Source organism: Rhodanobacter sp. UC4437_H4, assembly GCF_052978425.1.
In genome coordinates this window covers 2,472,730-2,498,245 of the sequence record NZ_CM129673.1, presented here as the reverse complement: position 1 = coordinate 2,498,245, position 25,516 = coordinate 2,472,730, and the positions used below count along the sequence as shown (strand labels likewise).

The window sequence follows — 25,516 nt, the reverse complement described above, 5'->3', positions numbered from 1 at the left end:
GTCGAGGGCGACGACACGGGGCGCGGGCCGGCTGCTGGCCGACCTGCCGGCCTGGTTCGCGCGCGAGGGGTTTCCGCCGGGGCAATGGGGGGCGGTTGCTGGCGCTGGCGCTGGAGATCGACCGCAACGGCCTGCGGGGCCTGCTCGATCCGTTGCGACGGCCGCCGCGCTGAGGACGTTTCGACTTATGCTGCCGGCGCCGCACGGCTGACGGGACCGACCCACCGGCATCTCCGCGGCAACCTTTCCGCGCCGGCCACGACAGGCCCGCACCGGATCGGCAACGTCGTGCATCCCGAGGCGCTCGATGAATTCCGGCAACTCCTCATTCCACGCCGCGGCGGACGCGCTGGCGAGCGACGGCTGGTGCGTCGTGCACGACCTGCTGGAGCCGGCGCAGATCCGCGCGCTGGCGGCCGAGTGCGCGGCGTTGCATGACGCCGGACAGCTGCAGCCTGCAGGCACCGGCATCGGGCAGCTCGACGCGGCGCGGCGCGGCGACCGCACGCGCTGGTTCGCCGAAGGCGCGATGAGCGCGCCGCAGCAGGCCTTCGCCGATCGCATCGACGTGTTGCGCGGCGTGCTCAACCGCGAGCTGATGCTGGGCCTGGTCGAGTACGAAGCGCACTACGCGGTGTATCGGCCGGGCGCGCGCTATGCGCGTCATCGCGACCGCCTGCGCCACAGCGACGCGCGGGTGGTGTCGGCGGTGTTCTATCTCAACGAGGATTGGCGGGAGGTCGACGGCGGGGCACTGCGGCTGTACCTGGCCGATGGTTCCTCGCGCGACATCCTTCCGCAGGCGGGCACCCTGCTGCTGTTCCTGTCGGCGCAGTTCGAGCACGAGGTGCTGCCTGCCAGCCGCGACCGCATGAGCATTGCGTGCTGGATGCGCCAGCGCGGCCTTGCCGCCACCAACCCGTAGGAGCCCGCTCGCGGGCGCCTACGGGCGGTGCGCGGTTCCGTGGGGCGGACACTGTCCGCCGCCTTTCGTCACGAACGCGGAAGGCAACGGCCGGCAGGCAGCGCCCCGCCTACGGGGTGGGTCCGAGCAGTTCGATTTCGGCGAGGGCGCGGGGCGATGCGTCCGGTGCCGCGTCGAAGTGCAGCCGGTAGTGCGCGTACTCGCCCGGCGCCGGCACGGCGAACGCCCGGGTCTGCCGCGGCCAGGCGAAGCGTTGCTGTTGGCGGGTATCCAGCGTGCGCCAGTGGTGGCCGTCGACGGAAGCCTGCAGCTGCCAGCCCGACGGCGCGGCGGCCCTGGCCGCCGAGGTCAGGGTGAGCAGGGCGACCCGGCGCGGCGCGGCATAGTGCCAGGCGATCGTGGTCGACGTTGCGGGCAACACGGCTTCGCTGGCGGAGTCGTTGTCGAACAACGCGGGCAGGCCGGCGATGGTCGGCGTGCTGCTGGTGGCGGCACCGGGATCGCGCAACGGCTGCGGCCGGCCGTGGGGGGTCAGTGACGGCGGCAGTGCGGCCTCGTCGCTGGCCCAGCGTGAGGGCGTCGGCCCCATGAGGAATTCGAGCGTGGCGCCCTGCGCAAGCAGCGCGTGCGGCAGGGTCAGCTTGTTCCATGGCTGGCCGTTGACGCGCAGGCCCTGCACGTAGCGGTTGGTGTCGCTCACCGCCGGCGCATCGATCACGATGTGCCTGCCGTTATCCAGCGCAATGTCCATGTGCGGGAAGTACGGCGCGCCGATCACGTATGCCGGCGTGCCCATGCGCAGCGGATAGAAGCCGGCGGCGCTGAACAGGTACCACGCGGACATCTCGCCGTTGTCCTCGTCGCCGGGATAGCCCTGGCCGATCTCGCTGCCGACGTAGAGACGGCTGAGCACGTCGCGCACCTTGTCCTGCGTCTTCCACGGCTGGCCGGCAACGTCGTACATGTAGACGATGTGGTGCGAGGGCTGGTTGCTGTGGCCGTACTGGCCCATGCGCACGTCGCGCGCCTCCAGCATCTCGTGGATCGGCTCGCCGTAGCTGCCGACGTGGAACTCGCCCAGGGTGGCGAAGAACGCGTCGAGTTTCGCCGCGAGTCCGGCGCGACCGCCATACAGCGAGGCGAGGCCGGCGCCGTCCTGGGGTGCGTGGAAGGCCATGTTCCAGGCGTTGGTCTCGGTGTAGTCGCCGCCCCAGCGCAGCGGGTCGAAATGCTTCGCGTCGTAGCGCCACTTGCCCTTCGCGTCGCGGCCGACGAAGAAGCCGACGGCGGGATCGAACAGGTTGACGTAGCCCAGCGCACGCTGGTGGAAGTACGCCGCGTCGTCGGCGTAGTGCGCGGCGTACGGGTCGTCCGCAGCCGGCGCGGCCGCCAGCGCGGCGGCGAGATTGCCGATCGCGAAGTCGTTGATGTAGCCGTCCATCGACCAGGACAGCCCTTCGTCGACGGCGGTGTCGGTGTAGCCGTTGAAGATCGAGCGCTGCAGCCCCTTGCGGCCGGTGCCCGCGAGCGGGCTGACCACGGTCGCGTCCTTCAGCGCGGACTGGTAGAACGCGCGCACGTCGAAGTGGCGCACGCCCTTCAGCCAGGCGTCGGCAAACGCGACGTCGGCGCTGGTGCCGACCATCAGGTCGGCGTAGCCAGGCGACGACCAGCGCGCGATCCAGCCGCCGTCGCGGTACTGCTGCACGAAGCCGTCGATCATCTCGCCGGCTTGCGTCGGCGCGAGCAGCACGTAGGCCGGCCACGCGGTGCGATAAGTGTCCCAGAAGCCGTTGTTGACGTACGGCTTGCCGTCGACGATGCGCGCGCCGGTGTGCATGGCCGTGTCCTTGCCGGTGGGCGCGGAGAACGGGCTGGCGTACTGCCAGTGCGGCTGCGCGGCGCTGCCGGTGTTCTCGTACGCCTCGTTCGGATACAGGAACAGGCGGTAGAGGTTGGAATACAGCGTGGTCAGCTCGTCGGCGCTGGCGCCGCTCACCTTGATGATGCCGAGCTGCTGGTCCCATTGCCGCTGCGCCCGCTCGCGCACGTCGTCGAAGCTGTCGCCCGGCGCGATCTCCAGTGCCAGGTTGTGCCGCGCCTGCGCCACGCCGATCAGCGAGGTGGCGATGCGCAGGTTCACCACTCTCGTCTTCGAGGTGTCGAAGCCGAACCACGCGGCGACGTGGTCGCGGCCCTCGCCGGTGAGCCGCCCGCTCTCGCTGACCGGTTGGTCGACCGTGCCGTAGAAGAACAGCCGGGTGGCGCCGGCGGACAACCGGCTCTTCACGTCGGACCAGCCGCTGAAGCTGCGTGTCGCCGGGTCGAGCACGATGCCGCCGTGGTCGTCGCGGTTGTCGAACACCAGCTGCGAGCGGTCCCCGGTGAAGGTGAAGCGGAACATCGCGGCGTGGTCGGTCGGCGCGATCTCGGTGACGATGCCGTCGTCGAAGGCAACGCGGTAGGCATGCGCGTGCGCGGTCTCGTTCGCGTGGCTGAAGCTCAACGCGCGCGTCGCGCGTTTCGCGCTGGGCGCGCCGCGGGCGACCGCCGCCGGCATCAGCTGGAAGGTCTGCCGGTCGCCCATCCACGGACTCGGCTCGTGCGACAGCGCGAACGCCTCCAGCCGCGGGCGGTTGTCGGCGCCGTTGCGCTGCTGGTACTGGTACATCCAGTTCGAACCGGCGTCGGTCACCGGCGTCCAGAAATTGAAACCGTGCGGCACGGCCACCGCGGGGAAGTTGTTGCCGCGCGAGAAGCGGCCGTTGGAATTCGTGCCACGGCGGGTGTCGACGAAGTCGCTCGGGCGCCGGCGCGTGTCGCTCGGCGCGGGGCCGATACGCAGATCATCCAGATAGCCCTCGAAGCTGGCGGCCGGACCGTCATGCGCCAGCACGATGCGCTTGATCGTGCGACCGGCGGCCACCGCGCCGACGTCGACCGCCAGGTAGTTCCACTGATCCGGGTACAGCACGCGGCCCTCGCCCTGCGCACGCGCCGACGCGCCGAGGCGGTGCTGGTCGCGTGCGCCGCGGCTGGACAGCCGACTGCCGTCGTCGAACAGCAGGTCCACCGCCACGTAATTGGCCGGGTTGCGCAGGTCGCCCGCGTTGGACACGGGAAACAGCAGGTAGGACAGCTGCGTGTCCGCATGTACCGGCAGGTTCACCGCGTACAGCGCGACCTGCTGTTGTCCGCCCGCCTCGCCGCGGTAGCGCAGCGAATGCAGGCCGCTGAAGCCGACGCCCGGCTTGGCGGTGAGTGCCGCCGCCTGACCGGGACCACCGGCGACGGCGACGTTGAAGCGCGGGTCGGGCGCGCCCGCCAGCGGTGCCGGTTCGGCCGGTTCGAACGAGCGCAGGAAGGTCGTGGCCGCGGGCGTCGCCGCCGGCGCCAGCCCGCCCGGCAGGACGGCCAGCCACAGGGCGAGGCGCACGCCGCGCATCGCGTGCCGGCGGATCGTGTCGCGTGCTCGCCCCATGTCGCCCCCTTGCGCCGCCAGGTTCTCAGCCGATCGGCGACGTGCCGTCGGCCAGTGCGTTGAAGCGCGCCGCGATGTAGTCGTCGGTGTAGCTGACCATGTCGCCGCCGCGGATGAAGCCACAGTGGCCGCCGAAGTCGGCGATATCCAGCTCGACGTTGGGCGGCAGGCGCAGCTGCTCGAAGCTGTCGACCGGGATCACCGGATCGTCTTTCGCGGTGAGGATGGTGGCCGGGACCTGCATCGCCAGCATCGCGTCGCCGGCCACCGAATAGCCGTCCAGATATTGCTGCAGCGACTTGAAGTCCGTATGCCGCAGCACCAGCGCCTCGGTGAGCCCGCGCAGGTGCTTCTTCAACTCCGACATCTCGAAATACTGGTGCTGCGGAAACGCCTTCTGCTTGAGCAGCAGCGAGTGCCGCCACTTGCGCATGAAGTACGCCTGATAGAACCACGGCGCCGTTTCCTCCAGCGAAAACAGGCCCACCGCCGGATCGATGATCGGGCACACCGCCAGCGCGTAACTGAGCGGAATACCCACGCGCGAAGTCTGCATCGCCGCGCGCAGGGCGAAGTTGCCGCCCAGCGAGAAGCCGGCCACCGCCATCGGCCGCGCGCCCCAGCGCGTGGCGATCTCGCCCAGCGCATGCACCACTTCGTCAAGCCGGCAGGAGTGGAACAGCGCCTCGTTGAGGCCGTGGCTGTCGCCATGGTCGCGGAAGTTGAGCCGGAAGATGTCCCAGCCGTCGGCGAGCAGGCGACTGCCGGTCTGCAGCACATAAGTGGAATCGACGCTGCCTTCCCAGCCGTGGAACAGCACGGCCAGGCCGCGCGACTGCGGACGGGTCTTCTGCGCGGTGTAGGCGCCGCTCAGGCGCACGCCGCCGCCGCCGTCGAGCACCACCGGCTCGGCGCCCTGCAGCACGGTCTTCGCCGCACGCGGCAGCAGCAGGCGGCGCACGCCGCTGGAAGACAGCATGGTCTGGACATGGCCGCTGCGCAGGGGCCAGGGCGGGCGGAAATCCTTGCCCCGGGGCAGCGTCATGCAGAGCGGTCCGCCAGTGCGGCGGCGATGCGTTCGCGCGATTGCTCGGCCATGCGCCGGCGGCCCTCCGCGCTGGCCGGCACCGTACCCAGGAAATGCACCTCGGCATCCATCGGCGGCTCGCCCAGCAGGCGCAGGAAGTTGGCCAGGAAACTCTCGTGCTCGCGGAAGCCGGCGTCGATCACGCGGCGGCCGTCGCGGGCGAAGCGCAGCGCCACCGGCTGCACCGGCACGTCGGCTTCCAGCGCGGCCTGGAAGATACGCGCGTGGAACACCCTGAGCACGCCGTTGTAGCCGCTGCCGCCTTCGGGGAACACCGCCACCGAGCGCCCCGCGCGCAGGCGCTCGACCATCACCGCCATCACCGCAGCCAGCGAATGGTTGTTGCCGCGCCGGTGGAAGATGGTGCCGCCGTTGGCCGCCAGCCAGCCGACCAGCGGCCAGCCGGCGATCTCCGCCTTGGCCACGAAGCAGGCGGCGCGCTGGCTGTGCAGCAGCTCGATGTCGATCCACGAGGTGTGGTTGGCGACGAACAGCACCGGATCGGGCAGCGGCTGGCCCACACGCACCGCACGCAAGCCGAAGATGCGCATCAGGCCGAGCGACCACCAGCGCACCAGCCGGTGCGGGAACGGCTCGCGGCCGTCGCGCATCACGCGATGGCCGTTCCAGCTCATCACCAGCCCGGCCAGCAGGACCGCCAGCACGGCATGCACCAGCAACAGCGGCACCCGCCACAGGTAACGCAGCGGGCGCAGCAGGTCGCGGTCGGCGGAAGTGGCGGTGTCGAGGCTCATCAACGAGTTAGTTTAACGTTAGTCGGCGGCCGTGCGCCCATGCCGGCGCTGAACGGACCGGCCGCCTGCGCCTCACCGCTGCAGATGCTGCAGCGGCAGCGAGGGCGAGCGCTTCACCGTGCGCAGCACGAAGCTGGAATTGACGTCGGCCACGCCGCTGGCGTTCAGCAGATGATCGAGCAGGAAGCGCGAGAAATCGGCCAGGTCGGCGACGTAGACGTGCAGCAGGTAATCCATGTCGCCGGTCAGCGCGTGGCAGGCGACGACCTCGTGCCAGCCGTTGACCCGTTCCACGAAACGCTCCACCGCGGCGTGTTCGTGCTTGGCCAGTTGCACCCGCACGAACGCCTGCAGCCCCAGGCCCACCGCCTGCGGATCGACCTGGGCGGCGTAGCCGGTGATGATCTGCGCCGATTCCAGCCGCTGCAGCCGGCGCAGGCAGGCCGATGGCGACAGGTTGACCCGCTCGGCCAGCTCGGCATTGCTGATGCGGCCCTCGCCCTGCAGCACGGCGAGGATGCGCAGGTCGGTGCGGTCCAGCGTGGCCATGGCAAGATTCTCCGACGTTTGGCGTGATCCGAGCAAGAATAGTGCAACCATGGCGCTGCATCCGGCAACAAAACAAGCTTCGTGCCCGCCATTCGGCCTAAGCTGGCCGTTCGAACCCGCTGTCTCCGGAGACCCGCCATGGAAGCCCCCGCACCGCGCAAGATCGAACACCAGCAGACCGACCGCGGCTACGTGCCGGTTTACGCCACCGGCGTGGTCGAGCAGCCGTGGACGAGTTACAGCAACACCGACCATGACGTGTGGGACACCTTGTTCAAGCGACAGCGCGAGCTGCTGCCCGGGCGCGCCTGTCGCGAATTCATGGAGGGCGTGGAGCGCTTCGGCCTCGGCGACGGCGGCATCCCGAAGTTCAACGAGCTCAACGTGGTGCTCGGCGCCGCCACCGGCTGGCAGGTGGTGGCGGTGGAAGGCCTGCTGCCGGACGAGGTGTTCTTCGACCACCTGGCCAACCGCCGCTTCCCGGTCAGCTGGTGGATCAGGAAGCCCGACCAGCTCGACTACCTGAGCGAACCGGACTTGTTCCACGACCTGTTCGGCCACGTGCCGCTGCTGCTCAACCCGGTGTTCGCCGACTACATGCAGGCCTACGGCCGCGGCGGCATGAAGGCGTTCGCGATCGGGCCCGAGGCGCTGATGAACCTCACCCGGCTGTACTGGTACACGGTGGAGTTCGGCCTGATGAACACGCCCGAGGGCATGCGCATCTACGGCGCCGGCATCGTCAGCTCCAAGGGCGAGTCGATCTACTGCCTCGATTCGCCCTCGCCCAACCGCATCGGCTTCGGCCTGGAGCGCGTGATGAGCACGCGCTACCGCATCGACACCTACCAGCAGACCTACTTCGTGATCGACGACTTCGCGCAGCTGTTCGAGGCGACCCGGCCGGACTTCACGCCGATCTACGCCCGGCTGCACGACCAGCCGGCGCACGCCGCCGGCGACGTGCTGGACACGGACCGCGTGTTCACCCGCGGCGACCGGGTCGGCTGGGCGACCAACGCGGATACCTGAGCCCGGTCACGGGCGCGCGGCGGATTTGCCGTGCGCCTCCACCCACGGCTTGAGCCGCTCGATCCATAGCGCGTAACCGCGCCGGTTCATGTGCAGGCCGTCCGGCCCGAACCAGCGCGGCTGCGGCTGGCCATCCGGGCCCAGCATCGGCGTGAACACGTCGACATAGGCCACGCCCTGCTGTGTCGTCGCGTATTCGCGCACCAGCGCGTTGGCCGCGCGGATCTGCGGCAACAGCGCGCGGCGCGCCACGCTGGGCTTGATCGCGATGAAGGCGATCGGCACGCCGGGGTCGAATGAGCGGACGCGGCGCACGAAGGCGGCGAAGTCGTCGCGCACGTGGGCCGGGCTGTCGCCATCTGCCAGGTCGTTGTCACCGGCATACATCACGATCGCGCGCGGGTGGTACGGCGCCACGAGGCGGTCCGCGAAGAAGGTGGCGTCGTCGATCTGCGAACCGCCGAAGCCGCGGTTGATCGTCGCCACGCCGGGGAAGTCCGCCGCCAGCGTCTTCCACAAGCGGATCGACGAGCTGCCGATGAACAGCACCGCGCCGCGCGGCGGCGGCGCGGCCCGGTCCGCGGCCTGGAACGCGGCGATGTCCGCCTGCCACTGCGCGTGATCGTTGGCGTGGTTGTCGCGCGCCAGCGCGGGCACGGCGCACAGGCACAGCAGCAGTATCGCGGCGATCCTGTTCACGGTGCACTGCCGTCAGCGGGGTTCGACCTTGCCGTGCCGACCGCCTGCGGCCGGCTCAGCTCCGAGACTTCCAGCACCTGCGCGATGCGCGAGCCGTCCCAGCGATAGACCAGGTGCTGCGACTGCACGCAGGGCGCGACCACGTCGGGCTGGAACGCGGCCAGGCATTCGCCGCCCGGGTGGCGGGCGCTGTCGTAGACGATGCCGTTGGAGCCGTCGTCGCGCAGCGTGCGCGCCAGCTTGACGCTGGCCACATAGGCGTCCGGATCGTGCTCGGCCTTCCAGCCGCCGCGGATGTCGTGCAGGCGGCTGTCCACGCTGGTGCGGTAGCAGCGCATCTGGATGCTGCACGGCGGCTCGGCGGTGGCGGCGAGGAAGCGCTCGCGGTGGTACACGGTTTCCTCCACCGCGGTGGCCACGCTGTGCGCGGCGTAGAACACGCCCCACGTGCCGTCGGAGAAACGGCTGCCCTCCGGGTTGAGATGGGTGAACGCGGCCATCACCGGCGTGGAGCCGGGGCCGCTGATGCGGTGCTCCTTCGGCACCAGCTTCAGCGCATCGGCTTCCTCGCGCAGGCGCGGATTGGTCAGCGCCTCGACCGCGAACAGCGCGTCGATGTCGGCCGGGGCGGCGATGCGGTCGTACACGCCGACCGGCGGAAAGCGGCTGGGCACGATGCGGAAGGCGTGGCTCCAGCGGATGCGTTTGACGGGTGGCAACGAGGGCGGCATCGGTTTTCCGTGGACAGGCATCAACCCCGCAGGAGCGCGCTTGTGCGCGATGCTTTTGTTTCAGGCCCAACGCGAAGAGCATCGCGCACAAGTGCGCTCCTGCGGGGGTATCGCAGCGTCGCGGATGGATGTATCGCGGGCTGCGATCAGCCGCGCTGCGCGTCCAGGTACTGGCGCACCACATACAGGTCGGCGACGTTGCCCGACAGCATGCGTTCGAGCGCGGAGTGGCCGCCGAACAGCGGGGCCGCGTTCGGCTTGTGCAGCCAGGCGTCGGCCTGGGCCGGGTCGGGAAACAGGATCTGCAGCGACTTCCAGATGCCGAGCAGGTAGCTGATGCGTTCGAGCGTGTCGCGGCCCGGGCTGCCGCCCTGCTCGCGCTTCCACTTGTAGAAGGTGGATTCGGGCGGGTCGCCGAGCAGGCGGCGCTGCTCGGCCGTGCGCAGCTGCCATGCCTCGGCGAGGCGGAAGAAGCCGCGCAAGGCGGGTGGTCCCAGGGTATCGGCGGGCGGCGCGTAACGCGGCGAGGCTTCGGCGAGGCGGGCGGTCATGGCGGTGACTCTCCCTGTGAAGTACGCCTTGATATTACTACATCCGTGAAGTTTCCTGCCCAGTCCGCCCGGACCGCGTTCAGGCGCCGTCGCCGGTGCCCTTCGCCTTGGCGCAGTCGCAGCCGAAATCCGGTTCCGGGCCGCCGTCGGCAATGAAGTGGTCGATGCGCTTCTCCAGCACCGGTAGCGGCACCGAGCCGGTGGACAGCACGGTATCGTGGAAGTGGCGGAGGTCGAACTTTGCGCCCAGCGCCTGTTCCGCCTTTTCGCGCAGCTCGCGGATCTTCAGGTAGCCGAGCTCGTAGGACAGCGCCTGGCCGGGCCAGCTGATGTAGCGGTCGACCTCGTTGGCGATCTCGCGGTCGGACAGCGCGGTATTGCCGGTCAGGTAGTCGATCGCCTGCTGCCGCGTCCAGCCCAGGTGGTGGATGCCGGTATCGACCACCAGCCGGCACGCGCGCCACATCTGGTAGGTGAGGAAGCCGAACTTCTCGTAGGGCGTCTTGTAGATGCCCATCTCGTTGCCGAGGTATTCCGAATACAGGCCCCAGCCCTCGCCATAGGCGGAAATGTAGCCATTGCGGCGGAATGCCGGCTGGTCATGCCGCTCCTCGGCCAGTTCCAGTTGCAGCGCGTGGCCCGGATACGACTCGTGCAGGGTCAGCGCCGGCATGTTGTACAGCGGCCGCGAGGGCAGATCGTAGGTGTTGACCAGGTAGGCGTCGGCGCCGCCGCGGCCGGAGGTGTAGTACGGCGCGATGTCGGCCGGCACCGGCACGATGGCGAAGCGCGAACGCGGCAGGTGGCCGAAGAATTTGGCCATCTGGCCGTCCACTTCCTTGGCCACCCACGCGCTCTTGTCGAGCAGCTCCTGCGGGGTTTTGGCGTAGAACTGCGGATCGCTGCGCAGGAAGGCCAGGAAGGCCGGGAAGTCGCCCTTGAAGCCGGTCTCCTTCATCACCTCCAGCATCCGCGCGTGGATCTTCGCCACCTGTTCCAGGCCGATCTTGTGGATCGCATCCGGGCTGAGGTCGAGCGTGGTGTACTCGCGGATCTGCTGGCGGTAGAACGCCTTGCCGTCGGGCAGCGCCTCGGCTGCCAGCGTGGTGCGCGCCTGCGGCACGTACTCGTCGCGGAAGAACTTCAGCAGCTTGGCATAGGCCGGGATCACGTCGTCGCGGATGTGCTGCAGCGCCTGGCCCTGCAGCGCCTGCGCCTGGTCGGCGGGGATCGTGGCGGGCAGCTGCTTGAACGGCTTGTAGAAGCTGCTCTGCGTGGGGTCTTTCAGATCCGCCACCGCCGCGATGGAGACGTCGCGGCCCTTGAGCACTTCGCGCGGCACGCTGAAGCCGCGTTTCAGGCCGAGGCGCATGTTGGCGATCTGCTGGTCGAAATAGGCCGGGATCTGGTCCAGCCGGTCGAGGTACTTGCGGTAGTCGTCGACACTGCGCAGGCGGTCGCCGCCGAGCTCGTAGCCGATGTCCGACCAGAACGCGGAGTCGCTGTTGAACGGCATCTGCCAGGCCTTGAACTTCTGGTCGGCCAGCAGGTTGCCGATCTGCGCGTGGTAGACCTCGAAGTTGACCCGATTGCCCGGCGACAGCTGCGCCACGTCGATCGCGTCGAGCTGCGTCATCACGCGCTGCCAGTATTCCAGCCGCCGCTGCTGGCTGGCCGCGCCGACGTCATCGAGCCGGCCGCTGTCGCCAGCGCTGGCGTCCGCATTGCCGGGGTGGCCGCTGCGCCACGCCCATTCGGTGGTGTAGATGCGCTTGAACTGCGCATCCGCGCTGCCCGTGGCGGCGGCCGGCGCCGCCGTCGCCGACGCCATGGCGAACACGCCGAAGACCAGCGTCAGTGCGGCGAGGCGGGCGATCCTGGAGGTCATCTTCAACACGGGCTCCTTGGCGGGCAATCGGCAGGCGGAGCGCGGCGCGATCCGGCGAACCCGTCAAGCCTAACGCGCCGACCGCGGCTTGAACACGGCGAACGCGTTCAGCGCAGCGCGAGCTGATCCACGCCCACCGCGCGCAGGTAGGCGGCCAGGCCGCGCTCGGCGACGTCGGCGAACACCTCGCCGGTGGGCGTGCCGGTGCCGATGCGGTCAGGACGGAAATTGCGGAAATCCCCGCGCAGCCGGCACCACGCGCCCAGCGTCCACTTGCCGCCCCAGAACGACAGGCACAGCGGCTCGACCTCGCGCACGCTGGACTGGCCGGCCTCGTCGCGATAGTCCAGCCGCAGCACCTGGTTGCCGACGATCGCCGCGTGCAGCTGGTCGATCAGCGCGGCGAAATCCTCGCGATGCTGGTCGCGCCAGACCGGGGCGAAGATGCGCGTGCTGCCGGCGCGCTCGCGCAGGTCCGGCGGCAGTACCGCCTCGATCTTCAGCAGCGCCGCCCGCGCGCTCTCGGCCAGGCGCACGCCGGCGAAGGCCTGCACGAAGCGCGAACCGACCACCAGGGCCTCGAGCTCGTCGGCGTTGAACATCAGCGGCGGGATGTCCGAACCCTTGCGCAGCACGTAGCCGACGCCGGCCTCGCCCTCGATCGGCACGCCGGACAGCTGCAGGTCGGCGACGTCGCGGTACACCGTGCGCAGCGACACGCCCAGGGTCTGCGCCAGCGCGCGGGCCTGCAGCGCGGTGCGCCGACCGCGCAGCGCATGGATGATGAGGAACAGGCGATCGGCACGGCGCATGCGTACATGATTACCGAGCCGGCGCGCGCCGGCCAGCGTCGGAGGTCACGGTCGCGGCGGCGCGAGCGCGGTGCCATCGCGGCCGTCCCGGCGGATCACGCCGACTGCGCCGCCACCAGCGCGGCATCGGCGGCGGCGGCACGCTGCATCGCCGGGCGCGCCAGCACGCGGTCGATGTAGGCGCGGATCACCGGCAGCTCGGGCACCAGCTTGAACGTCACCGTCCAGTTCAGCGCCGTGCCCCACAGCACATCGGCGGCGCTGAAGGTGTCGCCCAGCAGGTACGGGCCGCGTTCGAGCTGGTCGGTCAGCGTCTTCAGCATGGTGTCGTAATCGCCGTAGGGACAGGTGGAGGGCGCGGCGGGTTCGCGCTGCATCGACTTGTCGACCACCGCCGGCTCGAAGCACGAGCCGTAATAGACCAGCCAGCGCAGATACGGCCCGCGCAGCGGGTCGCCGAGCGGCGGCGCCAGCCCGGCTTCGGGGTAGAGATCAGCCAGGTACAGGAACACCGCCGGCTGCTCGGTGACCAGCGCCTCGCCGTGGCGGATCGCCGGCACCTTGCCCATCGGGTTGATCGCCAGGTACTCCGGCTTGCGCGTGTCACCGGTTTTCAGGTTGAGCGCGCGCAGGTCGTAGTCGGCGCCGAGCTCCTCGAGCAGGGCGCGGGTGCCGCCGGAGCGGCTCTGCGGCGCGTGGAAGAAGGTGACGCGTGGGTGATCCATGGAATGGACTCCTTGCCAGGGGATGATGGTGCGGCTCAGCGATGCTGTCCCGCGGACATCCGGCCACCGCGGCGGCCGCCCGAACCAAGCGGGCGGAGAACAAGCTGGAACAACGTGGCCAGCAGGGCACGCCGGGTGCGTGGGGCCGTACCGGCGACCGGCGGCGGATCGGCCTTCGGCAACCGGTACTGGCCATCCAGCAGCAAGCCATGCAGATACAGCGGGCGATACGCCCTCTCGATGCGTTGCAGGATCGTGCTCATGTCGCCCTCCTCAGGCCGCCACCGCTTCGCCGACGCACCAGGGCGGAAGTTGCGCGTGCTTGAACAGGCGATACCAGTCGGCGCGGTCGGTGGCGCTGTACAGGTCCAGCGTGTGGATCACCTCGCGGGCGAACTCGATGCAGCCCAGGTGGCTGGCGCTGATCACGCCGTCGTCGCTGACCGCCAGCACCTCGGCGTCGAACTGCTCCGTGCCGCGATAGCCGGGCACCTGCGCGGCCAGCTGGCCGGCCCAGTTGCCGGTGTGCCGGCGCTGGTCGAGCAATCCGCTGCGGGCCAGCGCCAGCACGCCGCTGTCGATGCCGGCCACCGGCGCGCCGGCGGCATGCACGCGGCCGATCAGCTCCACCGCCGCATGCCCTTCGTCGCGCAGCCACAAATGGCCGCCGGGCACGATCAGCAACGCCGCCCGCGCCAGCTCGACCCCTTCCAGGGCGAGGTCGGGCTTCACCGCCAAGCCGCCCATCGAGGTCACCATGGCCCGCGAGAAACCCACGGTGCGCACCTCCCAGTCGCCGGGGCGACGGATCTCGCACAGTGCCAGCGCCGCCTGCCAGTCGGCAAAACCGTCGAACGCCACGAAATAGACCGTGTCGCGCATGTCGTATCCCTCCGTCTTGGAGGTACAGCTTGGCGACCCCCTGCTGCCAACGTGTTGTCAGCAGGCCGGGAATAGGGAATAGGGAATAGGGAATAGGGAATCGGAAAAACATCGCCCGCAGCAGCTGAGGAGCAGGAAGCTTCGAGCTTGGCGAGTCCAGCTCTTCCTATTCCCTATTCCCGATTCCCGATTCCCAGCTCCTCACAAATGCGACAATAAGCGTCTCCCACGCCATGGACCCGACATGAAACCCGTCTCGCTGATCCAGTTCCTGATCGAGGAACGCCGCGCCGGCCACATCAACGCCGAACTTTCGCTGCTGATCGAGGTGGTCGCGCGCGCCTGCAAGCGCATCGCGGTGGCGACCAGCAAGGGCGCGCTGGGCGGCGTGCTGGGCGAGGCCGGCACCGGCAACATCCAGGGCGAGGCGCAGAAGAAGCTGGACGTGATCTCCAACGAAATCCTGCTGGAGGCGAACGCCTGGGGCGGCCACCTGGCCGCCTGCGCCTCGGAGGAGATGGAAGACCCGCAGCAGATTCCGGACGGCTATCCCAAGGGCCAGCACCTGCTGCTGTTCGACCCGCTGGACGGCAGCTCCAACATCGACGTCAACATTTCCGTCGGCACGATCTTCTCGGTGCTGCGCTGCCCGGACGGCGTCACCGAACCGAAGGCCGAACACTTCCTGCAGCCGGGCACCACCCAGCTCGCCGCCGGCTACGTGGTGTACGGCCCGGCCACCGTGCTGGTGCTGACCTTCGGCCACGGCACCCACGAGTTCACCCTGGACCGCGAAGTGGGCAGCTTCATCCTCAGCCGCCGGAATATCCGCATTCCCGGGCAGGCCACCGAGTTCGCCATCAACATGTCCAACCAGCGCCACTGGCAGCCGCCGATGCAGCGTTATATCGGCGAACTGCTGGCCGGCAAGACCGGGCCGCGCGGCAAGGATTTCAACATGCGCTGGGTGGCCTCGATGGTCGCCGACGTGCACCGCATCGTGACCCGCGGCGGCGTGTTCTATTACCCGCTGGACGCGAAGATCGAGAAGCAGGGCGGCAAGCTGCGCATCATGTACGAGGCCAATCCGATGGCATTCATCATCGAGCAGGCCGGCGGCGCGGCCACCACCGGCCGCCAGCGCATCATGGAGGTGCAGCCGACCGGCCTGCACCAGCGCGTGCCGGTGTTCCTCGGTTCGAAGGAAGAAGTCGAGGTGGCCACCAACTACCACCTCGAAGCCGCCGCCGCGAATTGAGGCCGAATGGCGGCCCATGCCCGCCGGTTCTCGCTTGAAGCGTAGGGCGGGCTCTACCCACCGGCTTTTTCGGCCATTCCGACTTGCGATGCAGGAACCGGCGGGCAGAGCCCGCCCTACCGCACTTGGCTGTCACGTCATGCCGTTGTAGCGTGGGCGGATTCCCCGAGCCGGAGTCCCCCATGCGGAAACGCGCCCTGCTTTGCGCCCCGTTGTGTCTGCTGCTGACCACGCTGGCAACCTCGGCGATCGCCGATCCGAAACCGGTCGATCCGCGAATCGAGCAATTGCTCATCGACCTGGGCAAGGCGCAGTCCATCCATGCCGTGGCGATCTCGCCCGATGGCAAGCGACTGGCCTGGGTCATCGAACGCGATGGCCGCCCGGCGATCGAAGTGGCGGCCGCCGACGGTAGCGGCGCGCACCCGGTGAGCGCGGCGAAGAAGCCCGGCACCTGCGCCGAATCGGGCATCGCGTGGGCGCCGGATTCGCGCCATCTTGCCTTCATCTCCAACTGCAAGATCGACCTGACCAGCACGCAGGTGATGCAGAATGCGATCTACCTCGCCGACATCACCAGCCACGACAAGCCCGCACGTCTGGCCCAATTGGGCGGCTATGTGCGAGCGCTGCAATGGACCAGGGACGGCAAGTCGCTCGGTTTTCTCTACGTGGCCGGCGCCACCCGCCACGCCAGCGCGGTCGCGGCGGCTAAACGGCCTTCCGGCGAGATCGGCGTCAGCGGCGTGGAAGTGCAGCGGGTGGCCAGTATCGACGTGCCGGGCGGCAAGCTGCGCGAACTGACGCCTGCAAACCTGTACGCGTACGAGTTCGACTGGTCACCGGATGGATCGTCGATCGCGTACACCGCGGCCAAGCCGCCGGGTGACAACAACTGGTGGATCGCCAATCTGTATGTCCAGCCGGCGCAGCCCGGCGCCACGGCCAGGTTGCTGGTCGATCCTTCCGACCAGAACACCGGTTCCCTGCACGGCCTGCAGATGGCCCTGCCGCGGTGGTCTCCGGATGGATCACGGATCGCCTTCATCGGCGGCCTGATGAGCGACCAGGGTGCCACCGGCGGCGACGTCTACGCGGTGCCGGCCAAAGGCGGCGCGCTCACCCACCTGACCCCGGGCATCCATGTCACGCCGAGCTGGCTGGCCTGGACCGGCGCGCAGTCGATGCTGGTCAGCCAGGTCCGCAACGGACAGAGCGAGCTGGCGGACTACCGCGTGAGTGCAGACGCGGCCCGGCAGCGGAAACTGTACTTCACGATCCCGGCGCGCATCGGCGACGGCAGCGCCTCGATGGCGATGTCGCTGTCCAGCGACCACCAGCATCTCGCCTTCGTGCAGAGCTCCTACACCAGCGCTTCCGAAATCCACGCCGGCGCACTGGGTGATGTGCCGCCACCGGCCGTCACCTCGGTCAACGCCGCCTTGAAGCCGTCATGGGGCAAAGCCGAAACGGTGGAGTGGAACAACGAGGGTTTCCACAACCAGGGCTGGCTGCTGTACCCGACGAACTACGATCCGGACAAGACCTACCCGATGATCGTGGTGGTGCACGGCGGTCCGGCCAGCGCGGTGATTCCGCGCTGGCCGGGCGTGGGCTATGGCGCGGTGCCGTTTTCCGCGCTGGGCTATTTCGTGTTCATGCCGAATCCGCGCGGCAGCTTTGGCCAGGGTGAGAAGTACGTGCAGGCCAACCGCAAGGATTTCGGCCATGGCGACCTGCGCGACATCCTCGCCGGGGTCGATGCGGTGGAGAAAATCGTACCGGTTGACGACGAGCGGCTCGGCCTCACCGGCTGGAGCTACGGCGGTTTCATGAGCATGTTCGCGCCGACCCAGACCCAGCGCTTCCGCGCCGTGGTGGCGGGCGCGGGTATCTCCAACTGGCAGAGCTATTACGGCCAGAACCTGATCGATCAGTGGATGCCGCCATTCTTCGGCGCCACCGTCTACGACGACCCGGCGGTGTACGCCAAGAGTTCACCAATCAACTTCATCAAGCAGGTGAGAACACCGATGCTGATCGTGGTCGGCGACCGTGACGCGGAATGCCCGGCGCCGCAGTCGTTCGAGATGTGGCACGCCCTGCGCGCCCAGGGCGTGCCCACCTCACTGGTGGTGTATCCCGATGAAGGCCATCACTTCGTCGACCCGGCGCACCAACGCGACGTGCTGCAGCGTGCGCTGGAATGGTTCAACAGGTACCTGCCGGCCGGCCAGTCGTGATCGATGCTCCCTGGCTGACATCGGCCCGACCTTCAGCGCATGGGCCCCTCCCGGCCCCATGCGCTGGTGTCACTCCGGTGGATCCCTGCGGCGGGTTTTGGTGACCGCGCCGAGGATGCCGGCACCGAGCAATACCACGGCACCGCCAACAATCCACTCGACAGGCACGTGCACCAGCGTAGCGATGTAGGCAAGTCCGCCAATGACAACGATCATGCCAATAAGGTAAAGCGCGAATGAGGACATTGATGACTCCTGTGCAAGACGGTGCACCCGATCAACGTGGTGACCATTCCGCACAGTGCAGCCCATTCGTCCTCACAAGCGCGTGAAGAGCCGGCGGCGAGCCATCCCCCCGGCGCTCCTTGCTCAGCGGTAGTAGCCGCGCAGCTCGTCGGCAAATGCCGGCTCGGCGAAGTTCGGCCAGTGTTCCTTGTCGAAGCCCGGTGCATCCTTGAGCCGCTCCTTGCCGACATTGAGGACAAGACATTTGTTCTCTGCGTCGACGGCCAACGCTTCCCACGGCACCGCAAACAGCTTGTCACCCATGCCAAGGATGCCGCCGAAGGAGAGCACGGCATAGGCAACCTTGCCGGAAGTGGTGTCGATCATGATGTCCTTGAGGTCTCCCAGCGAGTCACCCTGAGGGTTCTTGATGGCGTCGCCGGAAAGGGTGGACGCGGAGAGAAAGCGGGGTGAAGTGGCCATGCGGGATTTCCTCGGGAGCGCACCATGGCATTGGCAACAGTGCTGTGGGGGAGTTGGAAGCCTGCATGGTCAGGCGTGAATCTTCGGTGCCCCCCCGGGTGGACTGCGTGCAACGGGCGTCTAACAAGGTCGTCCGCAAGCCGCCTGCAGACCCGAATCACACAAGCCGATCCGAATGAACGACGTCAGAACAACTCGCCCTGCGGCGACGCCTTGCGCGGCGGGACGAAGCGCGTGATGTCGAGGGTGAGTCCGCGCGCGCGAGCGAAACCGTGCTTGCGGCATGCCACTTCGAAGCGGCGACGCAGCAGTTCGGCGAACACGCCGGAACCACGCATGCGGGTGGCGAAGTTGCTGTCGTAGTCACGCCCGCCGTTCATCTGCTGCACCAGGCTCATTACATGCGCGGCACGCTGCGGAGCGTGCAACGCCAACCAATCCCGGAACAGCGCTTTCAGCTCGTACGGCAGGCGCAAGGTGGTGTAACCGGCGCAGTCCGCGCCCGCCTCGGCCGCGCGCGCCATCACCGCTTCCATGTCCATGTCATTCAGGGCCGGAATGATCGGCGCCACCAGCACGCCGACCGGAACCCCCGCTTCGGCCAGGGTATGGATGGCCTTGATCCGGCGATGCGGTGCACTGGCGCGTGGCTCGAGTTTTGCGGCCAACCGGTTGTCCAGCGAATTGACCGACACGAATACCTGCACCAGCTTCTCACGTGCCATCGGCACCAGCAGATCGAGATCGCGTTCGACCATGGCGTTCTTGGTGACGATGGTGCATGGATGGTGGCAATCGGCCAGCAGTTCCAGCGCGGCACGGGTCAGGCGCCAGCGCTTTTCGATCGGTTGGTAGGGATCGGTATTGCTGCCGATGTTGATCGGACTGACCACGTAGCCGGGCTTGCCCAGCTCAGACCGCAGCACCTCGGCCAGGTTGCCCTTGGCACGCAACTTTGTCTCGAAGTCGAGGCCGGGCGACAGGTTGAGATAACTGTGCGAAGGGCGTGCAAAACAATAGATGCATCCGTGTTCGCAACCACGATACGGATTGATTGCCTGACTGAATGCAATGTCTGGCGAATCGTTGCGGCTGATCACGCTGAGCGCCCGCTCTTCGCTCACTTCGGTGCATGGACGCGGCGAGTCCTCATCCAGCAAGGTGCTTTGCCAGCCGTCGTCCTCGGCCTGATGGTGGATGCTTTCAAAACGGCCTTCGGGATTGGAGGCGGCACCACGGCCTTTGTGTGGTCGGGTCACGGCGAGCTGCTCCGGTGGCGTCGGTGCGGGTGGCGAAGCGGTCATGCGTGCAGTGTCGTCGGTCGTGATCTCAGCCGTCGCGACATTCCCGCTCAGCCGACCGGGTCAACTTGCTGGCTCGGCCACCATCGTCTTGCGCATCAGGTAGTTCTCTACCTTGCCGGTCACGATCATCGGGAAGGCGTCGACGAAGCGCACCGAACATGACGCTGCACAAGCTCGTCACGGTCGCTGCACAGCACAGGATGGACGCTTGCGGGGCGTGGCATGGAGGTGCGCGCAATGTTATCGACCTTTTCCTCTCGCACCAGGAGTTCATGATGACTGCTACGGCCTTGATCATCTTTCTGTTGATTGGCGCCATCGCCGGCTGGCTGGCTGGCCTGCTCGTGCGTGGCTTCGGCTTCGGCCTGCTCGGCAATATCGTGATCGGCATCGTCGGCGCGCTTCTCGCCGGCTGGCTGCTACCTGCACTGGGTGTCAGCTTCATGATCATCGGCCCGATCGTCACCAGCATCGTCTACGCGATGATCGGCGCCATCGTGTTGCTGGTAATCATCGGCTTGATCAAGCGAGCCTGATAGAACCGCGGGAAGAAAAATACGCAGCGTTGCCCCCTGCGCATTTTGTATTTCCGCCACACGATTGATCACTCACCCATGGCTCCACAGAGAGAAACTCCATGGCCATATCGGTGCACGGCCCACCGGTCAGCCATCGACCTACGCCGTTGCAGTAGAAGTATTCGGGTGCTCAATGAGTTCGACGTCGGCACGGTGGCTCGACAACCAAGCCAGTCGCATCGCGGCGTCGCCGATGGTAGTCAGTCGGCTGGGCTCTGCTCGCTGAGACGCCGGTAGATGGTGCTGCGGCTCACTCCCAGTTTGCGTGCGGCGGCGGCGACGTTGCCATCGCAGTCAGCAATCGCCACATTGATCGCCTGCTGCTCGATCGCCTGAAGACTGCCGGACAGACTCATCGACGCTGATTCTGGCGCCGATGTCGGTGCAAGCGGATTCTTCAAATCGGCTGGCAAATCGTCGTGGGTCAGGGTCGCCCCTTTTTCGCCGAGTGCCAGGAAGCTGCGCAGCAGGCCTACCAGCTGGCGCAGGTTGCCGGGCCATGGCATGGCGGACAACTCTTCGACCAGATCAGGGTGCAACGACATCGGAATCTGCTCGGCACCCAGAGAGTGCCAGAGCTGCCTGATCAATGTGGCGAGATCAAGATGATCCCGCAGCGCGGGCAGGCGCAGGGTGGCCTGCGCGACCCGATAGTACAGGTCGGCACGAAATTCACCGCGAGCGACGGCACCGGCCAGTTCGCGATGGGTGGCGGCGATCACGGCGACGTCAATTGCGTGCGCACGACTGCCACCCAACGGCGTGACCTCACGCTCCTGCAGCACACGCAGAAGTCTGCTCTGTGTGCCGAGCGGCATGTCACCCAACTCGTCGAGAAACAGCGTTCCACCATCCGCGTCGCGCAACAGTCCCGTGGCGCCTTCGCGTCGGGCACCAGTGAATGCGCCGGGCATGTAGCCAAACAGTTCCGATTCGATCAGGTGCTCCGGCAGTGCGGCGCAATTGACTGCAACGAACGGTGCTGCGCAGCGCTGGCTACGCTGGTGCAATGCCCGCGCCACCACTTCCTTGCCAGTACCAGTTTCTCCCTGCAGTAATAGGGGGATATCGCCATCCAGCAGGCGTACGCTGCGATCAATCTCGGCTTCCAGCTCGGCAGAGAAAACCGGTTCAGGCAATCGGATTGAGCGCGTGCGCTGATTGCGCGGAACGCGCGAGGAGATGCTGTTATGGCTTAGCGCATCGCGTTTGGCATGCAGCATTTCGCCGCTCTGGCAGCGCATGCTGGTCAGACTGCCCGGGCGTGGCAGGGCCGAAACGAACAATTCGTCGTAGCGACGACGGCCGAGCTCTTCCCAGTTGACCCCGAGCAGGCGTAGCGCATGCCGATTGGCGGCCACCAACCGGTGCGCCTCGAATACCAGCATGCCCTCGCGCGCCGTGCCGAGCAGGTCGGGGTCGGGCTGGATACGCACGATGTCGGCACCGTCGAAACGATGTTCGAACAGACGATGTTCAATCTGTTCGACCGCCAGTTGCACCATGCCCAAGGCGTGCAGGTGATGCATCGACGCTTCGCCTGACAGATCAAGTACACCGACAACTTCGCCGAGCGGGTCGAAGATCGGCGAGGCTGAGCAGCTGAGCACGCGGTGCGGCGCGTAGTAATGCTCGCCGCCGCGTACTTCGGCCTCGCGGCGCTCGAACAGCGCCATGCCGATGGCATTGGTACCGGTCACCGATTCGCCCCAGGGTGAGCCGGCACACAGTGACACCCGGGCCGCCTTGTCGAGAAAGCTGGCGTTGCCCAGCGCATCAAGGATGAAGCCGTCGGGGGCGGTGAGTATCACGATGCTGCCGGCCTGATTGGCGCTGGCGTACAGAGCCTGCAATTCCGGCCGGCACAGCCGGCGCAGGACTTCATGTTGTTCCTGCATCTGATTCAGCGCATGCCGCTCTACCGGCGCCACTTCAGGACAGCTATCCGCCATCTGGCCCTGCTGTCGGCAGCGGCGCCATGAGGCGAGGATGTTGTCGGGAACCAGGCCGCGCGGTGCAGTACCGCTGTCGAAAAAGCGGCGGCGTGCATTGCTGATGGATTCGGTCATGCCTGATTGGCGCATGGGATACCTCGTGTGTCGCATTCTGCGACACCTACTCCAAAGGGTGTCTTGATACAGAACACATTAGACGGCGCAGCGCAACCATGCCTTCGAATCGCGGATGCTGCGTTGCCACAAATGAAAAGCATTCCCTTTTCATTGCCTGACATGACGGCTTCATGCGCCGCAACAATCGCGACGCGAAAAAGCTTCTGGCACGACATCTGCTCTGACTTCGATACCTTTCCACCGACGCGGAGTACGCACCCATGACCAAGCTCGAACAGCAACATCTCGCCGTGCAGGTTCCCTTCAAGCAGCGCTACGGCAATTTCATCGGCGGCCGTTGGATCGAACCGATCAACGGCAAATACTTCGAGAACGTCACACCGATCACCGGTCATCCGTTCTGCGAGATTCCGCGTTCGGACAAGGATGATATCGAGGCCGCGCTCGACGCGGCCCACGCGGCCCGCGAGGCGTGGGGAAAGACTTCGGCCACGGCGCGCGCGCGCATCCTCAACCTGATCGCCGATCGGATGGAACAGAACCTCGATCTGCTCGCCCACGCGGAGACTTGGGACAACGGCAAGCCGATCCGGGAGACCGCCAATGCCGACGTGCCGCTGGCCATCGACCATTTCCGCTACTTCGCCGGTTGCATCCGCGCGCAGGAAGGTTCGCTGGGCGAGATCGATGACGACATGGTGTCGTATCAGTTCCACGAGCCGCTGGGCGTTGTCGGCCAGATCATCCCGTGGAATTTTCCCTTGCTGATGGCATGCTGGAAGTTGGCGCCGGCACTGGCGGCAGGCAATTGCGTGGTGCTGAAGCCGGCCGAACAGACGCCGGTCAGCATTCTGGTCTGGGCCGAGCTTATCGGCGACCTGCTTCCACCGGGCGTGTTGAACATCGTCAATGGCTTCGGTCTGGAGGCGGGCAAACCGCTGGCTTCCAGCCCGCGCATCGCCAAGATTGCTTTCACTGGCGAGACCACCACCGGCCGACTCATCAGCCAATACGCAAGCCAGAATCTGATCCCGGCCACGCTGGAGCTTGGCGGCAAGTCGCCCAATATCTTTTTCGCCGACGTGGCCGACGCCGACGACGATTTCTTCGACAAGGCGATCGAGGGTTTCGTGATGTTCGCCTTCAATCAGGGCGAAGTCTGCACTTGCCCCAGTCGTGCGCTGATCCAGGAGTCGATCTATGACAAGTTCATGGAGCGCGCGCTGAAGCGTGTCGCCGCGATCAAGCAGGGCAATCCACTGGACCCCTCGACCATGCTTGGTGCACAGGCGTCGAGCGAACAGCTGGAGAAAATCATCTCCTATTTCGACATCGGCAAGCAGGAAGGCGCCAAGGTACTGATCGGTGGCGAGCGCAACTCGCTCGAGGGCGAATTCAAGAACGGCTATTACGTGAAGCCGACGGTATTTTTCGGCCACAACAAGATGCGCGTGTTCCAAGAGGAGATCTTCGGCCCGGTGGTGTCCGTCACCACCTTCAAGACCGACGAGGAAGCGCTGGAAATCGCCAACGATACGTTGTACGGACTCGGCGCCGGCGTGTGGACGCGCAACGGTACGCGGGCATATCGCTTTGGTCGCGGCATTCAAGCCGGTCGAGTCTGGACCAACTGCTACCACGCGTATCCGGCGCACGCCACGTTCGGCGGCTACAAGCAGTCGGGCATCGGTCGCGAGAACCACAAGATGATGCTCGACCACTACCAGCAGACCAAGAACCTGCTGGTCAGTTACTCACCGAAAAAGCTGGGCTTTTTCTGATCGGCCAACACGCACGGCCGGGGTGATTCGTTGCCTTGCGCCGTGCGACCGGGCTGGCCGCGGGAAGGTTGTCGCTACCGGATTTGCCGGCACCGGCAAAACAGCAAAGGCCTGATCCACACGACGCGCATTCGTGGCGCGATCAGTCGCTCGGGGGGGGAATCGCCCGTTCGGAAGAAGCAAGACATTCACGCCACAACGGTGGCAACGCAGGGGTCGCGCCACAATTCAACCATGGGGAGCAGGGTATGAAAACATCAGCAACCGACAGGACGGCAGGCAAGCATCGCCTGTCCAGTCTCAAGTCACTTTCCAGCGGCGTGGCCGTGCTGGGTCTGGCCATGTGTCCACTGGCAGCCAACGCCACTTCATTCAGTGGCGACGACTGGACGGTGGACATCGGCGGTTTCGCCAATGCCTACTACACCACGGTGAGCTGCAATGGCGATGCCGTCGGCGGTACCGCCCTGGCGGGCCGCGCGCTGGGTTGCGGCGGGCAGCAGAACCGCACCACGATCGGCAACGGACTGTTGCCGGATGCGCTGACCACCAAATTCAGTACCCAACAGCAAGGCATCGATATCACGGCGCAGGTCAGTCTGATGGCCGCCGTTGCCACCTCCGATGCCCTGTCGGCGAACAGCGGTGTCGATGTGCGACAAGCATTCTTTACTCTTGGCACGCCCGATTTCGGCACGGTCAAGCTGGGCCGCGACTACGGCGTGTTCGGCTCCAACGCGACTCTCTCCGACATGACCCTCATCGGGGTCGGCGCGCCGGTCCAGGCCACCCAGCGCGGTCGTGTGTCGCTGGGTCACATCGGTGCCGGCTATACCTATCTCGGCAACTACGGTCAGATCGTCTACACCACGCCGGGCACCACTGGTTTAAGCTTCACCGGTGGCGTATTCAGCCCAGTCAACAACACTGGTATCTACGACTCACGCTCGGCGCCGCAAGTGCAGTTGCAGGTGTCGTATACCGATGGTGGCTTCAAGGGCTGGATCGGCGCGAAATCGCAACGGTTCTATGCGCCGACCGGTTCCGGCGTGCAGCCCGACAGCTTCACCATGACTGCCGCCGAGATCGGCGCCTCTTACAAAATTGGTCGTTTCGGCCTGCTGGGCAATGTCCAAAGCGGCCACGGTATCGGCATCCTGACCGACGGTGACCAGGGCAATGCCAAGGCCACCAACTACCTGCTGCAGGGCACCTTCCAGCTTACCGACAAGCTCAAGCTGGGCCTCAACGGCGGCATCAGCCGCAACCAGGACGACCTCGCCAGCACGGCGAACTTCAAGTCCAACAGCAACGTGACCGCCGGCGTGTACTACGCGCTGACCAAGAGCGTGACGCTGAGCTTCGAGCTCAGCCAGACCCGCTCGAAAGACTTTGCCGGCAACACCGCGCGCATGAATGGTGCGTCGATTGGCGGCTTTGTCTTCTTCTGATTTG

23 protein-coding genes are annotated in these 25,516 nt (G+C 66.9%); 7 read left to right on the top strand and 16 right to left on the bottom strand.

The features are described from left to right. The first annotated feature begins 307 nt into the window (after window positions 1-307). Window positions 308-925 (top strand): 2OG-Fe(II) oxygenase, encoded by a 618-nt coding sequence (locus tag ACVCL3_RS11375; protein WP_447101336.1) that lies wholly within the window; start codon window positions 308-310, stop codon window positions 923-925. A 109-nt stretch (window positions 926-1,034) separates the two neighbouring features. Here ACVCL3_RS11375 and ACVCL3_RS11370 read toward each other — a convergent pair whose 3' ends face one another. The 4 genes from ACVCL3_RS11370 to ACVCL3_RS11355 form a co-directional block, all read right to left on the bottom strand. After that, window positions 1,035-4,406, bottom strand: a complete 3,372-nt coding sequence (locus ACVCL3_RS11370; protein ID WP_447101335.1) for a GH92 family glycosyl hydrolase — start codon at window positions 4,404-4,406, stop codon at window positions 1,035-1,037. Between the two features lie 25 nt (window positions 4,407-4,431). After that, entirely contained in the window at window positions 4,432-5,451 is a 1,020-nt protein-coding gene (locus tag ACVCL3_RS11365) for a YheT family hydrolase (RefSeq protein ID WP_447097724.1), read from the bottom strand. Beyond that, on the bottom strand, window positions 5,448-6,248 hold the full coding sequence (locus ACVCL3_RS11360; protein WP_447101334.1) for a lysophospholipid acyltransferase family protein: 801 nt from the start codon (window positions 6,246-6,248) through the stop codon (window positions 5,448-5,450). Before ACVCL3_RS11360 ends, ACVCL3_RS11365 begins: the two co-directional genes overlap by 4 nt. Before the next feature lie 72 nt (window positions 6,249-6,320). Next, window positions 6,321-6,797 (bottom strand): Lrp/AsnC family transcriptional regulator, encoded by a 477-nt coding sequence (locus ACVCL3_RS11355; RefSeq protein WP_395120733.1) that lies wholly within the window; start codon window positions 6,795-6,797, stop codon window positions 6,321-6,323. Between the two features lie 138 nt (window positions 6,798-6,935). Between ACVCL3_RS11355 and phhA the strand changes: the two genes are divergently transcribed. Then, window positions 6,936-7,829, top strand: a complete 894-nt coding sequence (phhA, locus tag ACVCL3_RS11350; protein WP_447101333.1) for a phenylalanine 4-monooxygenase — start codon at window positions 6,936-6,938, stop codon at window positions 7,827-7,829. 6 nt (window positions 7,830-7,835) lie between these two features. Here phhA and ACVCL3_RS11345 read toward each other — a convergent pair whose 3' ends face one another. From ACVCL3_RS11345 to ACVCL3_RS11310, 8 genes are all read right to left on the bottom strand, one after another. After that, window positions 7,836-8,528 (bottom strand): SGNH/GDSL hydrolase family protein, encoded by a 693-nt coding sequence (locus ACVCL3_RS11345; RefSeq protein WP_447101332.1) that lies wholly within the window; start codon window positions 8,526-8,528, stop codon window positions 7,836-7,838. Further along, window positions 8,525-9,259 carry an RES family NAD+ phosphorylase gene (locus ACVCL3_RS11340; RefSeq protein ID WP_447097720.1) on the bottom strand — a complete coding sequence of 245 codons (735 nt, stop codon included), beginning with the start codon at window positions 9,257-9,259 and terminating at the stop codon, window positions 8,525-8,527. The genes ACVCL3_RS11345 and ACVCL3_RS11340 overlap by 4 nt, the downstream gene beginning before the upstream one ends. Window positions 9,260-9,405: 146 nt before the next feature. After that, complete coding sequence (locus ACVCL3_RS11335; protein WP_447097719.1) at window positions 9,406-9,810, bottom strand: MbcA/ParS/Xre antitoxin family protein; 405 nt, start codon at window positions 9,808-9,810, stop codon at window positions 9,406-9,408. A 79-nt stretch (window positions 9,811-9,889) separates the two neighbouring features. Next, window positions 9,890-11,698 carry a DUF885 domain-containing protein gene (locus ACVCL3_RS11330; protein WP_447101520.1) on the bottom strand — a complete coding sequence of 603 codons (1,809 nt, stop codon included), beginning with the start codon at window positions 11,696-11,698 and terminating at the stop codon, window positions 9,890-9,892. A gap of 107 nt (window positions 11,699-11,805) precedes the next feature. Further along, complete coding sequence (locus tag ACVCL3_RS11325; protein WP_395120738.1) at window positions 11,806-12,510, bottom strand: helix-turn-helix transcriptional regulator; 705 nt, start codon at window positions 12,508-12,510, stop codon at window positions 11,806-11,808. Between the two features lie 95 nt (window positions 12,511-12,605). Then, window positions 12,606-13,235, bottom strand: a complete 630-nt coding sequence (locus tag ACVCL3_RS11320) for a glutathione S-transferase family protein (RefSeq protein ID WP_447101331.1) — start codon at window positions 13,233-13,235, stop codon at window positions 12,606-12,608. Window positions 13,236-13,270: 35 nt separating this feature from the next. After that, window positions 13,271-13,498, bottom strand: a complete 228-nt coding sequence (locus ACVCL3_RS11315) for a hypothetical protein (RefSeq protein ID WP_447101330.1) — start codon at window positions 13,496-13,498, stop codon at window positions 13,271-13,273. Between the two features lie 10 nt (window positions 13,499-13,508). After that, the gene (locus ACVCL3_RS11310; protein WP_447101329.1) at window positions 13,509-14,117 is read right to left on the bottom strand and encodes a DJ-1/PfpI family protein; all 609 of its coding nucleotides are present in this window, start codon (window positions 14,115-14,117) and stop codon (window positions 13,509-13,511) included. A 244-nt stretch (window positions 14,118-14,361) separates the two neighbouring features. Here ACVCL3_RS11310 and ACVCL3_RS11305 point away from each other — a divergent pair, with 244 nt between their 5' ends. Both ACVCL3_RS11305 and ACVCL3_RS11300 read left to right on the top strand, forming a co-directional pair. Next, entirely contained in the window at window positions 14,362-15,375 is a 1,014-nt protein-coding gene (locus ACVCL3_RS11305) for a class 1 fructose-bisphosphatase (protein WP_447101328.1), read from the top strand. A 182-nt stretch (window positions 15,376-15,557) separates the two neighbouring features. Then, complete coding sequence (locus tag ACVCL3_RS11300; RefSeq protein ID WP_447101327.1) at window positions 15,558-17,618, top strand: S9 family peptidase; 2,061 nt, start codon at window positions 15,558-15,560, stop codon at window positions 17,616-17,618. Window positions 17,619-17,687: 69 nt separating this feature from the next. Here ACVCL3_RS11300 and ACVCL3_RS11295 read toward each other — a convergent pair whose 3' ends face one another. The 3 genes from ACVCL3_RS11295 to ACVCL3_RS11285 all read right to left on the bottom strand — a co-directional run bounded on the left by ACVCL3_RS11295 (window position 17,688) and on the right by ACVCL3_RS11285 (window position 19,630). Further along, the gene (locus tag ACVCL3_RS11295; protein ID WP_447097714.1) at window positions 17,688-17,864 is read right to left on the bottom strand and encodes a hypothetical protein; all 177 of its coding nucleotides are present in this window, start codon (window positions 17,862-17,864) and stop codon (window positions 17,688-17,690) included. A 123-nt stretch (window positions 17,865-17,987) separates the two neighbouring features. Then, complete coding sequence (locus ACVCL3_RS11290; RefSeq protein WP_447097713.1) at window positions 17,988-18,326, bottom strand: PRC-barrel domain-containing protein; 339 nt, start codon at window positions 18,324-18,326, stop codon at window positions 17,988-17,990. A 185-nt stretch (window positions 18,327-18,511) separates the two neighbouring features. Next, window positions 18,512-19,630 (bottom strand): PA0069 family radical SAM protein, encoded by a 1,119-nt coding sequence (locus tag ACVCL3_RS11285; protein ID WP_447097712.1) that lies wholly within the window; start codon window positions 19,628-19,630, stop codon window positions 18,512-18,514. 158 nt (window positions 19,631-19,788) lie between these two features. Here ACVCL3_RS11285 and ACVCL3_RS11280 point away from each other — a divergent pair, with 158 nt between their 5' ends. Continuing rightward, the gene (locus ACVCL3_RS11280; RefSeq protein ID WP_447097711.1) at window positions 19,789-20,166 is read left to right on the top strand and encodes a GlsB/YeaQ/YmgE family stress response membrane protein; all 378 of its coding nucleotides are present in this window, start codon (window positions 19,789-19,791) and stop codon (window positions 20,164-20,166) included. 242 nt (window positions 20,167-20,408) lie between these two features. Here the strand turns inward: ACVCL3_RS11280 and ACVCL3_RS11275 are convergent, their stop codons facing one another. Continuing rightward, the gene (locus ACVCL3_RS11275; protein WP_447101326.1) at window positions 20,409-22,277 is read right to left on the bottom strand and encodes a sigma-54-dependent Fis family transcriptional regulator; all 1,869 of its coding nucleotides are present in this window, start codon (window positions 22,275-22,277) and stop codon (window positions 20,409-20,411) included. 263 nt (window positions 22,278-22,540) lie between these two features. Between ACVCL3_RS11275 and adh the strand changes: the two genes are divergently transcribed. Together adh and ACVCL3_RS11265 are read left to right on the top strand one after the other, a co-directional pair. Further along, the gene (gene adh / locus ACVCL3_RS11270; protein WP_447097709.1) at window positions 22,541-24,061 is read left to right on the top strand and encodes an aldehyde dehydrogenase; all 1,521 of its coding nucleotides are present in this window, start codon (window positions 22,541-22,543) and stop codon (window positions 24,059-24,061) included. A gap of 248 nt (window positions 24,062-24,309) precedes the next feature. Next, window positions 24,310-25,512 carry a porin gene (locus tag ACVCL3_RS11265; RefSeq protein WP_447097708.1) on the top strand — a complete coding sequence of 401 codons (1,203 nt, stop codon included), beginning with the start codon at window positions 24,310-24,312 and terminating at the stop codon, window positions 25,510-25,512. Window positions 25,513-25,516: the final 4 nt, after the last annotated feature.

Bases quoted from the DNA above. Each gene is read 5' to 3' on its own strand.
- ACVCL3_RS11375 (WP_447101336.1), top strand. From the start codon at position 308: ATGAATTCCGGCAACTCCTCATTCCACGCCGCGGCGGACGCGCTGGCG.
- ACVCL3_RS11370 (WP_447101335.1), bottom strand. From the start codon at position 4,406: ATGGGGCGAGCACGCGACACGATCCGCCGGCACGCGATGCGCGGCGTG.
- ACVCL3_RS11365 (WP_447097724.1), bottom strand. From the start codon at position 5,451: ATGACGCTGCCCCGGGGCAAGGATTTCCGCCCGCCCTGGCCCCTGCGC.
- ACVCL3_RS11360 (WP_447101334.1), bottom strand. From the start codon at position 6,248: ATGAGCCTCGACACCGCCACTTCCGCCGACCGCGACCTGCTGCGCCCG.
- ACVCL3_RS11355 (WP_395120733.1), bottom strand. From the start codon at position 6,797: ATGGCCACGCTGGACCGCACCGACCTGCGCATCCTCGCCGTGCTGCAG.
- phhA (WP_447101333.1), top strand. From the start codon at position 6,936: ATGGAAGCCCCCGCACCGCGCAAGATCGAACACCAGCAGACCGACCGC.
- ACVCL3_RS11340 (WP_447097720.1), bottom strand. From the start codon at position 9,259: ATGCCGCCCTCGTTGCCACCCGTCAAACGCATCCGCTGGAGCCACGCC.
- ACVCL3_RS11335 (WP_447097719.1), bottom strand. From the start codon at position 9,810: ATGACCGCCCGCCTCGCCGAAGCCTCGCCGCGTTACGCGCCGCCCGCC.
- ACVCL3_RS11330 (WP_447101520.1), bottom strand. From the start codon at position 11,698: ATGACCTCCAGGATCGCCCGCCTCGCCGCACTGACGCTGGTCTTCGGC.
- ACVCL3_RS11325 (WP_395120738.1), bottom strand. From the start codon at position 12,510: ATGCGCCGTGCCGATCGCCTGTTCCTCATCATCCATGCGCTGCGCGGT.
- ACVCL3_RS11320 (WP_447101331.1), bottom strand. From the start codon at position 13,235: ATGGATCACCCACGCGTCACCTTCTTCCACGCGCCGCAGAGCCGCTCC.
- ACVCL3_RS11315 (WP_447101330.1), bottom strand. From the start codon at position 13,498: ATGAGCACGATCCTGCAACGCATCGAGAGGGCGTATCGCCCGCTGTAT.
- ACVCL3_RS11310 (WP_447101329.1), bottom strand. From the start codon at position 14,117: ATGCGCGACACGGTCTATTTCGTGGCGTTCGACGGTTTTGCCGACTGG.
- ACVCL3_RS11305 (WP_447101328.1), top strand. From the start codon at position 14,362: ATGAAACCCGTCTCGCTGATCCAGTTCCTGATCGAGGAACGCCGCGCC.
- ACVCL3_RS11300 (WP_447101327.1), top strand. From the start codon at position 15,558: ATGCGGAAACGCGCCCTGCTTTGCGCCCCGTTGTGTCTGCTGCTGACC.
- ACVCL3_RS11295 (WP_447097714.1), bottom strand. From the start codon at position 17,864: ATGTCCTCATTCGCGCTTTACCTTATTGGCATGATCGTTGTCATTGGC.
- ACVCL3_RS11290 (WP_447097713.1), bottom strand. From the start codon at position 18,326: ATGGCCACTTCACCCCGCTTTCTCTCCGCGTCCACCCTTTCCGGCGAC.
- ACVCL3_RS11285 (WP_447097712.1), bottom strand. From the start codon at position 19,630: ATGACCGCTTCGCCACCCGCACCGACGCCACCGGAGCAGCTCGCCGTG.
- ACVCL3_RS11280 (WP_447097711.1), top strand. From the start codon at position 19,789: ATGACGCTGCACAAGCTCGTCACGGTCGCTGCACAGCACAGGATGGAC.
- ACVCL3_RS11275 (WP_447101326.1), bottom strand. From the start codon at position 22,277: ATGACCGAATCCATCAGCAATGCACGCCGCCGCTTTTTCGACAGCGGT.
- adh (WP_447097709.1), top strand. From the start codon at position 22,541: ATGACCAAGCTCGAACAGCAACATCTCGCCGTGCAGGTTCCCTTCAAG.
- ACVCL3_RS11265 (WP_447097708.1), top strand. From the start codon at position 24,310: ATGAAAACATCAGCAACCGACAGGACGGCAGGCAAGCATCGCCTGTCC.